General features: G+C 69.8%; 12 protein-coding genes. 2 read left to right on the top strand and 10 right to left on the bottom strand.

All coding sequences use genetic code 11. From position 1 onward, the window contains the following. Positions 1–803: quinolinate synthase NadA (nadA, locus tag KUTG_RS35655; protein WP_043731777.1), on the bottom strand; the 803-nt coding region annotated here is incomplete at its 3' end. Positions 804–910: 107 nt separating this feature from the next. Here nadA and KUTG_RS35650 point away from each other — a divergent pair. Together KUTG_RS35650 and KUTG_RS35645 are read left to right on the top strand one after the other, a co-directional pair. Continuing rightward, on the top strand, positions 911–1,570 hold the full coding sequence (locus tag KUTG_RS35650) for an NUDIX hydrolase (RefSeq protein WP_255361045.1): 660 nt from the start codon (positions 911–913) through the stop codon (positions 1,568–1,570). A gap of 5 nt (positions 1,571–1,575) precedes the next feature. Then, positions 1,576–2,256, top strand: coding sequence for an LON peptidase substrate-binding domain-containing protein (locus KUTG_RS35645; protein ID WP_043723120.1), 681 nt, complete (start codon positions 1,576–1,578; stop codon positions 2,254–2,256). A gap of 189 nt (positions 2,257–2,445) precedes the next feature. On the opposite strand, the gene KUTG_RS35640 is transcribed toward KUTG_RS35645, so the two are convergent. The 9 genes from KUTG_RS35640 to dnaE form a co-directional block, all read right to left on the bottom strand. Continuing rightward, positions 2,446–2,979, bottom strand: coding sequence for a DUF2567 domain-containing protein (locus KUTG_RS35640; RefSeq protein ID WP_052396761.1), 534 nt, complete (start codon positions 2,977–2,979; stop codon positions 2,446–2,448). Positions 2,980–3,133: 154 nt separating this feature from the next. Then, on the bottom strand, positions 3,134–3,340 hold the full coding sequence (locus tag KUTG_RS35635) for a biotin synthase auxiliary protein BsaP (protein WP_043723119.1): 207 nt from the start codon (positions 3,338–3,340) through the stop codon (positions 3,134–3,136). Then, positions 3,337–4,347 (bottom strand): biotin synthase BioB, encoded by a 1,011-nt coding sequence (gene bioB / locus KUTG_RS35630; RefSeq protein WP_043723117.1) that lies wholly within the window; start codon positions 4,345–4,347, stop codon positions 3,337–3,339. The genes KUTG_RS35635 and bioB overlap by 4 nt, the downstream gene beginning before the upstream one ends. A 163-nt stretch (positions 4,348–4,510) precedes the next feature. Then, positions 4,511–5,227 (bottom strand): dethiobiotin synthase, encoded by a 717-nt coding sequence (gene bioD / locus KUTG_RS35625; protein ID WP_043723115.1) that lies wholly within the window; start codon positions 5,225–5,227, stop codon positions 4,511–4,513. 35 nt (positions 5,228–5,262) lie between these two features. Continuing rightward, positions 5,263–6,528 carry an adenosylmethionine--8-amino-7-oxononanoate transaminase gene (locus KUTG_RS35620; protein ID WP_043723113.1) on the bottom strand — a complete coding sequence of 422 codons (1,266 nt, stop codon included), beginning with the start codon at positions 6,526–6,528 and terminating at the stop codon, positions 5,263–5,265. A gap of 162 nt (positions 6,529–6,690) precedes the next feature. Beyond that, positions 6,691–7,299 carry a nucleotidyltransferase family protein gene (locus KUTG_RS35615; RefSeq protein WP_043723112.1) on the bottom strand — a complete coding sequence of 203 codons (609 nt, stop codon included), beginning with the start codon at positions 7,297–7,299 and terminating at the stop codon, positions 6,691–6,693. Next, positions 7,299–8,828 carry a S53 family peptidase gene (locus KUTG_RS35610; RefSeq protein ID WP_043723111.1) on the bottom strand — a complete coding sequence of 510 codons (1,530 nt, stop codon included), beginning with the start codon at positions 8,826–8,828 and terminating at the stop codon, positions 7,299–7,301. The genes KUTG_RS35615 and KUTG_RS35610 overlap by 1 nt, the downstream gene beginning before the upstream one ends. Before the next feature lie 87 nt (positions 8,829–8,915). Next, positions 8,916–10,130, bottom strand: coding sequence for a cytochrome P450 family protein (locus KUTG_RS35605; RefSeq protein WP_043723109.1), 1,215 nt, complete (start codon positions 10,128–10,130; stop codon positions 8,916–8,918). Positions 10,131–10,260: 130 nt separating this feature from the next. After that, complete coding sequence (dnaE, locus tag KUTG_RS35600) at positions 10,261–13,794, bottom strand: DNA polymerase III subunit alpha (protein ID WP_043723108.1); 3,534 nt, start codon at positions 13,792–13,794, stop codon at positions 10,261–10,263. Between the last annotated feature and the right edge of the window lie 37 nt (positions 13,795–13,831).

Raw genomic sequence — 13,831 nt, 5'->3', positions numbered from 1 at the left:
AGCATGCCGACCTCGGTGGCCACCAGCACGCTGCGGGCGTTGGTCGACCGGGCGGCGGTCAGCATGTCGCCGGTCGACAGGATCTTGACCTTCTCGGCCGGCACCGCGCCCTCGCCGGCCAGGTACAGCGCCGAGGTGGCGCAGCCGCACTCCGGGTGGATGAACAGGTCCGCGTCCGGGTTGGCGGCGGCCCGGTCGGCCAGCTCGGGGCCGTTGATGCCGGCGTGCACGTGGCACTCGCCGGCCCACACGTGCACGTTGTCCCGGCCGGTCTCCCGGCGCACGTGGGCGCCGAGGAACTGGTCCGGGCAGAACAGCACCTCGCGGTCGGCCGGGATGGAGGCGACCACGTCGACGGCGTTGGAGGACGTGCAGCAGATGTCGGTCTCGGCCTTGACCTCGGCCGTCGTGTTCACGTACGAGACGACGACGGCCCCCGGGTGCTGGGCCTTCCACTCACGCAGCTGTGCGCCGGTGATGGAGTCGGCCAGCGAGCAGCCGGCCCGGGCGTCCGGGATGAGCACCCGCTTGTCCGGACTGAGGATCTTCGCCGTCTCGGCCATGAAGTGCACGCCGCAGAACACGATGGTCGACGCGCTGCTGCTGGCCGCGATGCGGCTCAGCGCCAGCGAGTCGCCGGTGTGGTCGGCGATGTCCTGGATCTCGGGCAGCTGGTAGTTGTGCGCGAGCAGGACGGCGTCGTGCTTGTCGGCCAGTCGTCGGACCTCCTCCCGCCAGGCGGCGTCCGGCTGGACCCCGGTCCAGCCGTCCTCGGTCCGCTCCAACTGCGCGGTAGCGGCCATGGTTCCTCCTCGGTTTGCGGTCCCCCGGTTTTCGCCTTACAATCGAAAACGTGCCTGATCCTATCAGCCGCCCCGGGTTAACCGGCAATGAAGTCCTGGCGGCAGTGCTGCAAGTGAGGCGGGAATCACTCCAGGTCCTGCTCTGGCAGCGCGCTCAGGAACCGCACGCTCGCCGCTGGTCACTGCCCGGCGGGCGACTGCGTGAGGACGAGGACGTGGAGGCGTCGATCCGCCGGCAGCTGGCCGAGAAGGTGGACGTCAGGAAGCTGGCACATGTCGAGCAGCTCGCCGTGTTCAGCGCCCCGGACCGGGTGCCCGGGGGCCGGATCGTGGCCACCGCCTTCGTCGGGCTGATCCCGTGCGACGTCGACCCCGAGGTGCCGGCCGACACCGCCTGGTACCCGGTCGACGGCCTGCCGGACACCGCCTTCGACCATGAGGCGATCGTGCGGCGGGCCCAGGGCCGGCTGCGGGCCAAGCTCTCGTACACCAACCTCGGCTTCGCCCTGGCGCCGCCGGAGTTCACCATCTCGGCCCTGCGCGGCCTGTACTCGGCGGCGCTGGGCTACCGGGTCGCGGCGACCAACCTCCAGCGTGTCCTGTCCCGGCGCGGACTTCTCGAGGCCACCGGTCACACTTCCCCGCCGGGACCGTCCGGAGGCCGCCCAGCTGCGCTGTTCCGCTTCACGGGGCACGGAATGCTCGTCACGGACCCCTTCGCCGTGCTGCGACCACCCAGCAGGGGGGCAGCCTCCGACGTACGGTAGACCCCGTGGCCGAGACGCTCCCGATCTTCCCGCTGGGCACAGTGCTGTTGCCCGGAGCGTCCTTGCCGTTGCACATCTTCGAGCCGCGCTACCGTCAGCTCACCGTGGACCTGGTGACGGGCGCGGTGACCGGGCGCAGCTTCGGCGTGGTCGCGATGAGACAGGGCTGGGTCACCGATGTGGACGAGCTTTCCCAGCTGCACGACGTCGGCTGCTCGGCCACGCTGCGCCAGGTCAACCGACTGCCGGACGGCCGGTTCGACATCGTCACGCGCGGCGAGCGCCGGTTTCGCCTGCTGGACCTGGACTCCGCCAGCGCGCCCTACCTGCTGGGCAGCGTGGAATGGCTGCCCGACGCGGAAGTCGCCGGCGCCGGCGTGACCGCCGCGCCGCAGCTGTCCGAGTCGGCCCGGGCCGCGCATCGCCGCTACTGCAACGCCGCCTGGCACCGTGAGGACTGGTCGGAGCCCGAGATCGGCGCCGACACCGGGACCCTGGCCCACCTGCTGGCCGCCGACTGCCTGCTGACCATTGAGGACCGCCAGGGCCTGCTGGAGGAGCGCAACCCCTTGCGACGCCTGCGAATGGTCCGCCGCGTCCTCAACCGCGAGACCGGCATCCTCCGCGAACTCCGCGCCATCCCCGCCGCCCTGTCGGAGTTCTCCGTCCGCCCCAGCACGAACTGACAAGATCAAGGGACCGATCCTCGCGTTGAACGTCAGGAAGGACCCCTTCCTGACATCACGGCCAAGATCAAGGGACCGATACTGGCGTTCAACGTCAGGAAGGGGCCCTTCCTGACATCACGGCCAAGATCAAGGGACCGATACTGACGTTCAACGTCAGGAAGGGGCCTTTCCTGACACAAGCGGGGCTCAGCCGAGGCGGCGGCCCAGGTCGTCCATGCCGTTCCAGGCCGTGAGGGTGCCGTAGGCCAGGGCGGTGGCCAGCGGCTGGGCCAGGATGACCCACGTGGACTCCAGAACCGGGGCCTGCTCGAACACCGAGCGGTTGGCCGGCGTGCCGGACAGGGCGTAGTGGCTGCCGGCCCAGGAGACGCCGACCTTCATGGCCAGCCACGCGCCCAGCGCCGACCCCAGCACGGCGGCGATCATGATCACCGGGCCGCGGCGTTCCCGCAGCAGCCACACCACGCCGCCGACGACCAGGCCCATGCCCATGCCCATGAGCACGAACAGGATCAGGTCGTCGAACCGGTGGTAGCTCTCGTCCAGCAGCGGCAGCTGCTGTCCGTCCACCAGGATCACGCGCTGCGCCGGCGCCAGGATCGACCACAGCCAGCCGACCAGCAGCCCGGTCAGGGCCACCGTGGACAGCACGCTGACCGCCGGCAGCAGGTCCCGCTTGATCACCACGTGGGGACGGCTGGGCTGCGGCAGCATGGCCATGATCTCGGCCACCGACGGCGTCCGGACGTCCGTGGCGGGCGCAGCCGATGATGAGGGCGCCGCCGACGAAGCCGGCTCCGGGTCCTTCTCGGTCACCGGCGGGATGCGCATCGGCTCGGCCCGCTCGCCCGCTTGCTCCGACATTCGAGCGACCCTAGTCCACCGAGGGTGACGTCGACGTTCGCTCGCCGTGTCGGCTGCAATTCGCCACCCATCCGGCGGGCGTCACCTGCACGACCATGCGCCGCCCGCAGTCGGCGCAGAACCGGGGCGGGTCGATGGAGGCGAGCAGGACCGCGCAGCGCGTGTGGTCGCCGTCGGCCTCGACCCGCCCGCAGCGGGCGCAGAACTCGGTGCTCATAGCGACTGGTTCAGCGCCTTGACCGGCATCTTCAGGTCGTCCAGCATCTCCAGGTCCTGGGCCGCCGGGCGGCCGAGGTTGGTCAGGTAGTTGCCGACGATGATGGCGTTGATGCCGCCCAGCATGCCCTGCTTGGTGCCCAGGTCGCCGAACGTCAGCTCACGGCCGCCGGAGAAGCGCAGCAGCGGCCGCGGCATGGCCAGCCGGAACGCGGCGACGGTGCGCAGCGCGTCTCGGCCCTCGACGATCTCGTACTGCTCGTACGGGGTGCCCGGCTGCGGGATGAGGAAGTTCATCGTGCACTCGTCCGGCCCCAGCTCGGCCAGCTGGGCCGCGAACTCGGCCCGCTGCTCGACGCTCTCGCCCATGCCGATGATGCCGCCGCAGCAGACCTCCATGCCCGCCGCGCGGATCATGCGCAGGGTCTCCCAGCGCTCTTCCCACGTGTGCGTGGTGACCACGTTCGGGAAGTGCGAGCGGGCGGTCTCCAGGTTGTGGTTGTAGCGGTGCACGCCCATCGCGACGAGCTCGTCCACCTGCTCCTGCGTGAGCATGCCCAGCGAGCAGGCGATCTGGATGTCGTTGCCGTCCTCGCGGATGGCCTTGATCCCCTCGCGTACCTGCGAGAGCAGCCGGGCGTCCGGCCCGCGCACGGCGGCCACGATGCAGAACTCGGTGGCCCCGGTGTCGCGGGTCTCACGGGCGCTGCGCACCAGGCCGGGGACGTCCAGCCAGGCCGAGCGCACCGGCGACGGGAAGCGGCCGGACTGGGAGCAGAAGTGGCAGTCCTCGGGGCAGCCGCCGGTCTTCAGGCTGACGATGCCCTCGACCTCGACCTCCGGCCCGCACCAGCGCATCCGCACCTCGTGGGCCAGCTGGAGCAGCTCCTCCAGCCGGTCGTCGCCGAGCAGCAGCACTGCCAGCAGCTGCTCCTGGCCCAGTCCTTCGCCACGCTCTAGCACCTGCTCACGGGCGACGGCGAGGATGTCGGTGTCGACGGCGGTCACAGGCCCACCTCGCTAGCGCTCGGCGGGTCTGCGACCCAGGTCCCTGTGCTGGATGGTGCCCTCGCAGGCTCGGTCACTGGCAACTCTCCTTGCTCGGGGTGACGCTGGCCAGCAGTCTGCCTCACGCGACCTCGTCACATCGGGCTACATCGTGTTACGAGTCTCACGCGGTGAACTGCTCGGCGAACACGTCCGGGTCGAACGTGCCGCCGAGCCACGGTGACATGGCGGCCCGAGCGACCTCAAGAAAGTCTGAGGGGTCCAACAGTCCTGCGCCCTCGGGCAGCGCGCCGAGCAGCGGACCACCGGCCGCCTCTGGTAGGTCGACGAGGTTGCAGCGCGACGCCAGGTCCGGCTCGGACGGCCAGCTGCCGATCACCACGCCCGCGCACTCGATGCCCCGCTTGAGCAGCACCTCGGCCGTCAGGGCGGTGTGGTTGAGCGTGCCCAGGCCGGCCTGGGAGACGATCAGGACCAGCGCGTTGAGCGCCCAGGCCACGTCGGCCAGGGTCGCGCCCTCGTCGTCGAACCGGACGAGCAGCCCGCCCGCGCCCTCGACCAGCACCAGGTCGTGCTCGGCGGCCAGCTCGGCGACCACGGAGGCGATCTCGCCGGGGTGCACCTGTGGCATGCCGGCGCGGGCGGCGGCGGTGTCCGGGGCCAGCGGTTCCGGGAAGCGGCGCAGCTCACGCGTCGTGATCTTGCCGGCGAACCTCGCGACCTCGTCCAGGTCACCCGGCTCCTGCGGGCCGACGCCCGTCTGCGCGGGCTTGACCACGGCGACCCGCTGGCCGTTGTCCACCGCGAGGGCCGCGCAGGCCGCGGTGACCATGGTCTTGCCGACACCGGTGCCGGTGCCGGTGATCACGAGGATGTTCACGACCCATCAGGTTAGTGGTTCGCTCCGCCCCGCTCTCAGCCGACCGTCGCGGCCGCGACTATCGCGTTGCAGACCTGAGACAGGTCCTCGTCGGAAATCACGTACGGCGGCATGGTGTAGATGAGGTCGTTGAACGGCCGCAGCCACACTCCGTGATCGACGGCGACCCGCTGCGCGGCGGCCATGTCGACCGGGTGGTCGAGCTGAACGGCCCCGATCGCGCCGAGGATCCGCACGTCCAGCACGCCCGGGACCTGCCGCGCGGCGTCCAGGGCGTGCAGGCCGGTCTCGATGCGCTTGATCTCCGCCCGCCAGTCCTGCCCCAGCAGCAGGTCGATGGACGCGTTGGCCACGGCCGAGGACAGCGGGTTGCCCATGTACGTCGGCCCGTGGGCCAGCACCGGGACCTCGCCCCTGGAGATGCCGTCGGCCACGCGGGACGTGCACAGCGCGGCCGACATGGTCATGTATCCGCCGGTCATGGCCTTGCCGACGCACATGACGTCCGGGCTGATACCCGCGTGGTCGGCGGCGAACAGCTCGCCCGTGCGGCCGAAGCCGGTGGCGATCTCGTCGAACACCAGCAGCACGTCGTTGGCCAGGCTGACCTCCCGCAGCACGTGCAGGTAGCGGGGGTCGTGGAAACGCATGCCGCCGGCGTTCTGCACGACCGGCTCGACGACGATCGCCGCGAGCTCGTCGGCGTGCTGTTCGACCAGGTCCACGAGGTGCTGCACGTAGTCGTGCTCGAACTCGGCCGGCGGGGCGTCGGCGAAGACCTGCTCCGGCAGGACCCCGGCCCACAGCGAGTGCATGCCGCCCTCGGGGTCGCAGACGCTCATCGGGTGGAAGGTGTCGCCGTGATACCCGCGTCGCCACGTCAGCAGCCGTCGCTTGCCCGGCTTCCCGAGCGACCGCCAGTACTGCAGGCACATCTTGATCGCGACCTCCACCGACACGGAGCCCGAGTCGGCCAGGAACACGTGCTGCAACGGCTCCGGCGTGATCTCCACCAGCTTCGTGGCCAGGCGGACCGCCGGCTCGTGGGTGAGGCCGCCGAACATCACGTGGCTCATCCGGCCCAGCTGCTCCGTCACGGCCGCGTCCAGCACAGGGTGCCGGTAGCCGTGGATCGCCGACCACCAGGAGGCCATGCCGTCGACCAGCTCCCGCCCGTCGGCCAGCCGCAGCCGCACCCCCTCGGCCCCGGTGACCACCAGCGGATCGATCCGGCCCGGCATGGGCGCGTACGGGTGCCAGACGTGGGCGCGGTCGAGGGCGCTGAGCTCGTCGGGAGTCACGAGCGAGCACCCTAACCCGGGCGGACCAGTCCGGTCTCATACGCGAACACCACTGCCGGCGACGTGCGGTGGGACGACACCCCACCGGTTACGCCGCCAGGACAACAAAGGTCGTCCTCCACCCCGACCGCGCCATCGCCATCACCCGGAGGTGCGGTTCAACTAGCGGTCCTCGTCGGGCCAGGGCAACACCGCCAGCTCCGGCCACTTCTCGCGCCAGCGCCGGGTCTTCGTCTCATAGACGTGGCGCGGTGCCAGCACCGGATTGGGCCGCACAACGAGGTTGAACACGTCGGCGAGCCCGTGAGGCGCATAGATACGCCAGTCACCGGCCCCGGTCCGGCGAACGCCCAGACAACAGGTCGTCGCCGCGAACGAGTCGATGGCCGCCTCGGTCGACGAATGGGGTTCACACGACACAGCGAAGCTGTCCTGATACCACAGGTGGACCCGCGCTTCGTTGCAGATCTCCACCACAGCCGGCAGGTCGCCGAACAGTTGGGCACCGGCCTCGACAACCGCGTTCTCGGCTTCACGGCTGAGGTCCGAGTCGTCGAAGTAGAACAGGTCGTAGTCCTTGATCCCATCGGCCGGCGGCCGACCGGTGACCACGTTCCACACGGTCTGGAACAGGCACCCACCGGTCAGATACCAGCCGGGAAGGTCGAACTCCGTGGCGCGGTTCAGCACCTCCACCAACAGTTCGTTGCGGTTCAGCGCCGCGCGGAGGGCGTCCAGTTGCTCGGTGACGGCCAGCCGGCCGGTCCTCATCACTGTCCGGTGAGCCGCTGGCGCAGCACCGCCAGCAAGGCGTTGCCGTCGGGGGAACCGAGGCCGGTGCACGGATCCCAGCCCGGAGAGGCCGGGTAGCCCTGGTTGTCGCCGGCGGTGACGTCCCGGAAGCCGGAGGTGAGCACACCGGGCTGGGAATCCTTGTACAGCAAGGGTTGCAGCAACCCGAGGGGCCGGCCGAGGTGCTGGACGAGGCGGGCGACGAGGGCGGACCAGAGCGGGGCGACGGCGCTGGTGCCGCCGGCGGGGTAGCTCTTGCCGTGCACCAGGACCATGTAGCCGGTGTTGGGGTCGGCGACGGCGGCGACGTCGGGCACGCCACGGCCGGAATCCGGGACGCCGCAAGCAGATTGGTAGTCGGGACGGGGGAAGAAGGCGCTGACCCCGCCGCCGGTGGCGTGGTCGCCGACGCCGTTGTTCCACACCGTCTCACTGCCGATGACGCCGGTCGCGGGATCGGCGCGGAGGGAGGTTCCACCACAGGCCAACACATGCGGGCTCGATGCCGGAAAGTCGACGTGCTGCTTGCCGTCGGTCTGCTCGTCGGCGGCGCCCCAGTCGCCGCTGGAAGCGACGACGGTGACGCCGAGGGCCGCGGCATCGGCGAAGGCGTCGTCCAGGGCCGTGCGGGTCTGCTCGGTCCACAGCTCCTCGGCCGCGCCCCAGCTGATGCTCACCGCCGCCGGTGTCGGCGAGGCGTGCACCGCCGTGCTGACCGCGTCCACAAAGCCCTGATCGGTGTTCGGGGCGAAGTAGACGAGCTGCTGCACCTCCGGCGCCAGCCCGCCGATCACCTCGATATCCAGCAGCACCTCGTCATCCACGCCGGAGTTGGGCGTGTTGGCACCCCCATCCACGCTCACCGCCCGGACGGCCACCGGGCCCACAGCGAGCCCTTGGAAGTACGTCGCCAGCTCGGCATCGGTGTAGCCGCCACCGAGCTCGATCACGGCGACAGTCGACGCCACCCCGTCGACCGCCGGCGGAAAGGAGTAGATCCTGCCCAGCGCGGGCGGGGTGTAGCCCACTTTGGACTCCGCCGCATCGGCAGCCGGTCGGCGGGCCTGAGGCCGGTCGTCCAAGCCCAGCACGGCCTGCACGACACCGTCCAGCTCGGCCGGCACCTCCAACGCCCCGACCCGATGCCGCATCCGGGTGTCCCCGAGGGACACGGCCTCCAACGACACGCCGAACGCCCGGTGCAGGGCGGCCAGATCACCTCGGACGGACAGGCGCCGCGACGCCGGGTCCTCGGCCACCACGGAGACGCCGAGTCCACTCAGGACGGTCCGGACCCGGAGCACGTCGGCGGGATCGGCCCCGTAGCGGTCGGCCAGCTCCTGACGGCCGATCACGGAGGGCCCGGACACGAGACCGGCCGGCAGCGCGGCCCGCCGCCGAAGCACCACCGTGGCGGTGACTTCGGTCGACGGGTCGAGCGTGCCGGCCGGGGTGAAGCCGTGGGCCGCCGGGCGAGTGCTTCCGGCTAGGACTACGCGTGCTGGCATGCCCCGATGGTCACAGACCCACATCGCTGGCGCTCGGCGGGTCTGCGACCCAGGTCCCTGTGCTCAATGGTGCCCTCGCAAGCTCGGTCACAGGACCACCGGCAGCTCCTCAAGTCCGTGCATCAGCATGCTGAAGCGCCACTGGAGCTCCTCGGTGGGCACGGCGAGCTTCAGGTCCGGGAACGCGGCGAGCAGGCCGCGGAAGGCGATCTCGCCCTCCAGCCGGGCCAGCGGCGCGCCGAGGCAGTAGTGGATGCCGTGGCCGAAGGCCAGGTGTCCACCCACCGGGCGGGAGATGTCGAGCTGGTCGGCGTTCTCGAAGTGGTTCTCGTCCCGGTTGGCCGAGCCGAGGCCGACGAGCACGAGCTGCTCGGCCGGGATGGTCACGTCGCCGAGCACGACGGGCTCGGTGGTGTACCGGAACGTGGACATGTTGACCGGGCTGCGGTAGCGCAGGAACTCGTCGATGGCGGTGGCCATCAGCGACGGGTCGGCCTTGAGCCGCTCCAGCTGGTCGGGGTTGGTCAGCAGGGCCAGCACGCCGTTGCCGATCAGGTTGACCGTGGTCTCGTGCCCGGCGATCAGCAGCAGGAACGCCATGGACACCAGTTCACGCTCGCTGAACCGGTCGTCGTCCTCGCTGGTCTCGATCAGCGCCGACAGCAGGTCGTCGCCGAGGTTGGCCCGCTTCTCGGCGATCAGCTTGCTGAAGTACTGGACCATCCACATGCCGGCCGCGCCGACCGCGTCGCCGCCGGCGCTGGAGATCAGCACGTTGGAGTTGACGCGGAAGGTTTCGCGGTCCTCGTCGTCCACGCCGAGCAGCTCGCTGATCACGGTGATGGGCAGCGGGAAGGCGAACACGTCCAGCAGGTCGACGCGGTCGCCGGAGGCCAGCTTGCCCAGCAGCTCGGCGGTGATCTCCTCGATCCGGGGCCGCATCTGCTCGATGCGCCGCGCGGTGAAGGCCTTCGTGACGAGGCGGCGCAGGCGGGTGTGGTCCGGCGGGTCCATGGACAGCATGTGCGCGTTCAGGTCGTCGGCGAACGGCCGGCTCTCGCTGTCGTCGACCCGGTTGCGGGCCGAGACCTCGCCCATCCCGGCGCTGCTCTTGCGCACGGTCGGGTCGGCCAGCACGGCCCTGGCCTCCTCGAACCGGCTGACCACCCACACCTTGAAGCCGTTGGGGGTGACCACCAGCCGGGCGGGCGCGTCGGCCCGCAGCTCGGCCTGGTAACGCTGCGGGTCCTGGAAGAACTCCGGCGTGAAGAAGCTGGCAGGCGCCGTCTCGGTGTTCGTCATGGGCCTTCCCCTAACCATGCCACGTAATTGGTGTTCACCAACGATAGGTTAACCCCGTTTACAACAGTGTGCCCACGTGCACCCCCGGGCGCACCCATTATCGATGAATGTGCCCGGGCTCACAGCCGTTTCAGCCCAGGCAACCCGGTCCCAACAGGGCCTTGAGGTCGCCCATCAGTGACGGTGAGGGATCCACCCGCAGCCCGTCGTCCAGCCGCAGCATGGTGCCGCGCCGGCCGTTCATCAGGTTCAGATGCACCTCGGTCGAGCCGGGGTGCGACTTGAGCACGTCCTTGAGCTGGGCCACCAGCGGCCGCGTGCACTTGGCGGCGTGCATGGTCAGCTTGATCGGCATGCCGCTGGCCGCCATCTCCAGGTCCGGCAGGGCCAGGTCGTTGGCGATCAGCGAGATCCGGTCGTCGCGCCGGGCGATGCGGGCCTTGACCAGCACGATGGCGTCCTCGGCCACGCTCATCCCGACCACCGAGTAGGTCTTCGGGAAGAACAGCACCTCGATGCCGCCGGCCAGGTCCTCCAGCTGCGCGGACGCCCAGGACTCGCCGGACTTGTTGATGCGCCTGGTCACCGTGGCCAGGATGCCGCCGACGGTGACCTGCGCGCCGTCGGGCAGGTTGCCTTCCAGGATCGTCGCGATCGCGGTGTCGGCCTGGGCCTCCAGCACCCGCTCCACGCCGTTGAGCGGGTGGCCGGACACGTACAGGCCCAGCATCTCCCGCTCCAGCGTCAGCTGGTGCTTGGAGTCCCACTGCTCGTCGGGCACCTTCACGTCGAACACGCCGCCGGCCAGGTCGTCCTCGCCCCCGCCGCCGAACAGGTCGAACTGGTTGTCCGCCTCGGCCTTCTTGGTGACCATCATCGCGTCGACCGCGTCGATGTGGACCATGTGCAGGCCCTTGCGCGGGTGGCCGAGCGAGTCGAACGCGCCGGCCTTGATCAGCGATTCGATGACCTTCTTGTTGCAGGCGTTGACATCCACCTTGCGCAGGTAGTCGGAGAAGTCGGTGAACGCGCCCTTCTGGGTGCGGGCCGCGACGATCGAGTCGACCACGTTGGCGCCGACGTTGCGGATGGCGCCGAGGCCGAACCGGATGTTCTCGCCGACCGGCGCGAACTCGCGCATCGAGTCGTTGACGTCCGGCGGCAGCACGGTGATGCCCATCTTGCGGCACTCGGCCAGGTAGATCGCGGCCTTGTCCTTGTCGTCGCCGACCGAGGTGAGCAGGCCGGCCATGTACTCGGCCGGGAAGTTCGCCTTGAGGTACGCCGTCCAGTACGACACCAGGCCGTACGCGGCCGAGTGGGCCTTGTTGAAGGCGTAGTCGGCGAACGGGACCAGGATCTCCCAGAGGGTCTTGACGGCGTCCTGGGGGTAGCCGTTGTCCAGCATGCCCTTCTCGAAGCCGGCGTACTCCTTGTCCAGGATCTCCTTCTTCTTCTTGCCCATCGCGCGGCGCAGCAGGTCGGCCTGTCCCAGCGTGTAGCCGGCCAGCTTCTGCGCGATGGCCATGACCTGCTCCTGGTACACGATCAGGCCGTAGGTCGTGCCGAGGATGTCCTTGAGCGGCTCCGCCAGCGACGGGTGGATCGGCGTGATCTCCTGCTGCTTGTTCTTGCGCAGCGCGTAGTTCGTGTGCGACTTGGCGCCCATCGGGCCCGGCCGGTAGAGCGCGCCGACCGCGGAGATGTCCTCGAAGTTGTCCGGGCGCATCAGGCGCAGCAGGTCCCGCATGGGCCCGCCGTCCAGCTGGAACACGCCCAGCGTGTCGCCCCGGCCGAGCAGCTCGTAGGTCTTCTTGTCGTCCAGCGCCAGGGTGTCCAGGTCGGGCGGGGTCTTGCCGTTGAGCGTGATGTTCTTCATCGTGTCGTCGATGACCGTGAGGTTGCGCAGGCCGAGGAAGTCCATCTTCAGCAGGCCGAGCGTCTCGCAGGTCGGGTAGTCGAACTGCGTGATGATCGAGCCGTCCTGCGGCCGCTTCCACACCGGGATGTGGTCGGTCAGCGTCTCCGCGGACATGATCACCGCGCAGGCGTGCACGCCGGCGTTGCGGATCAGGCCCTCCAGGCCGCGGCCGGTGTCGATGATCTCCTTGACCTGCGGGTCCTGCTCGTAGAGCGCGCGGATCTCGGTGGCCTCGCCGTAGCGCTTGTGCTGCGGGTCGAACAGGCCGTTGAGCGGGATGTCCTTGGCCATCACGGCCGGCGGGTAGGCCTTGGAGATCCGGTCGGCCACCGCGTAGCCGGGCTGGCCGTAGAGCACCCGGGCCGAGTCCTTGATGGCCGCCTTGGCCTTGATGGTGCCGAAGGTGATCACCTGGGCGACCTTGTCCTCGCCCCACTTCTCGGTCACGTACCGGATGACGTCGCCGCGCCGGCGCTCGTCGAAGTCGATGTCGATGTCGGGCGGGCTGACGCGGTCGGGGTTGAGGAAGCGCTCGAAGATCAGGCCGTGGGCCAGCGGGTCGAGGTCGGTGATGCCCATCGCGTAGGCGATCAGCGCGCCGGCCGCGGAGCCACGGCCCGGGCCGACCCGGATGCCGTTGTTCTTGGCCCACATGATGAAGTCGGCGACCACCAGGAAGTAGGCCGGGAAGCCCATCTGCAGGATGACGCCGATCTCGAACTCGACCTGCTTGCGGTGCTCCTCGTCGATGCCGCCCGGGAACCGGCGCTCCATGCCGGCCCACACCTGCTGCTTGAAGTACTCGTCCTCGGTCATGCCCTCGGGGATCGGGAACCGCGGCATCAGGTTGTGGAACTTGAACATGTCGGTGGTGTCGACCTTCTCGGCCACCAACAGCGTGTTGCGGCACCCCTCCTGCCAGGCGTCGGAGGAGTCGATCGCCCGCATCTCCTCCGGCGACTTCAGGTAGTAGCCGGTGCCGTCGAACTTGAACCGGGTCGGGTCCTGGAGGGTCTTGCCGGTCTGCACGCACAGCAGCACGCCGTGGGCGTCCCGGTCCGTGTCGTAGGTGTAGTGCGAGTCGTTCGTCACCACGAACGGCAGCTTCAGCTGCCGGGCCACGTTGACCAGGCCGTCGCGGACCCGGCTCTCGATCTCGATGCCGTGGTCCATCAGCTCCACGAAGAAGTTGCCCTCGCCGTAGATGTCCTTCCAGTCCGAGGCGGCCTGTAGGGCCTCCTTGTCCTGGCCCAGCCGCAGCCGGGTCTGCACCTCGCCCGACGGGCAGCCGGTGGTGGCCATCAGGCCCTTGGAGTTGGCCGCCAGCAGCTCCCGGTCCATCCGCGGCCACTTGCCCAGCTGGCCTTCGAGGCTGGCGTAGCTGGAGGCGCGCATCAGGTTGTGCAGGCCCTCGTTGCTGGCCGCCCAGATCGTCTGGTGCGTGTAGGCGCCGCTGGCCGACACGTCGTCGTTCTTCTGGTGCGGCTCGCCCCAGGTGATGCGCCGCTTGTCATGTCGGGAGCCCGGCGCCATGTACGCCTCGATGCCGACGATCGGCTTCACCCCGGCGGCGGTGGCCTGCCTGAAGAAGTCGTAGGCCCCGTACATGTTGCCGTGGTCGGTGATCGCCGCCGCGGGCATGCCCAGCCGAGTGCACTCGGCGAACATGTCCTTGAGCTTGGCGGCTCCGTCGAGCATCGAGTACTCGGTGTGCACGTGCAGGTGCACGAACGAGTCGGACATTGGTGACGGCCTCCCCTGGGCTCAGCGACGTGCCCGC

It is taken from the genome of Kutzneria sp. 744 (genome assembly GCF_000568255.1).
GTDB lineage: Bacteria > Actinomycetota > Actinomycetes > Mycobacteriales > Pseudonocardiaceae > Kutzneria.
Note: the sequence above shows the minus strand (reverse complement) of the source record. Positions and strands in the feature narration are given on the sequence as shown.

Coding starts and splice junctions, on each gene's coding strand:
- KUTG_RS35640 (WP_052396761.1), bottom strand. CDS start 2,979: ATGGCCATGCTGCCGCAGCCCAGCCGTCCCCACGTGGTGATCAAGCGG.
- KUTG_RS35635 (WP_043723119.1), bottom strand. CDS start 3,340: ATGAGCACCGAGTTCTGCGCCCGCTGCGGGCGGGTCGAGGCCGACGGC.
- KUTG_RS35615 (WP_043723112.1), bottom strand. CDS start 7,299: ATGAGGACCGGCCGGCTGGCCGTCACCGAGCAACTGGACGCCCTCCGC.
- KUTG_RS35610 (WP_043723111.1), bottom strand. CDS start 8,828: ATGCCAGCACGCGTAGTCCTAGCCGGAAGCACTCGCCCGGCGGCCCAC.
- KUTG_RS35605 (WP_043723109.1), bottom strand. CDS start 10,130: ATGACGAACACCGAGACGGCGCCTGCCAGCTTCTTCACGCCGGAGTTC.
- dnaE (WP_043723108.1), bottom strand. CDS start 13,794: ATGTCCGACTCGTTCGTGCACCTGCACGTGCACACCGAGTACTCGATG.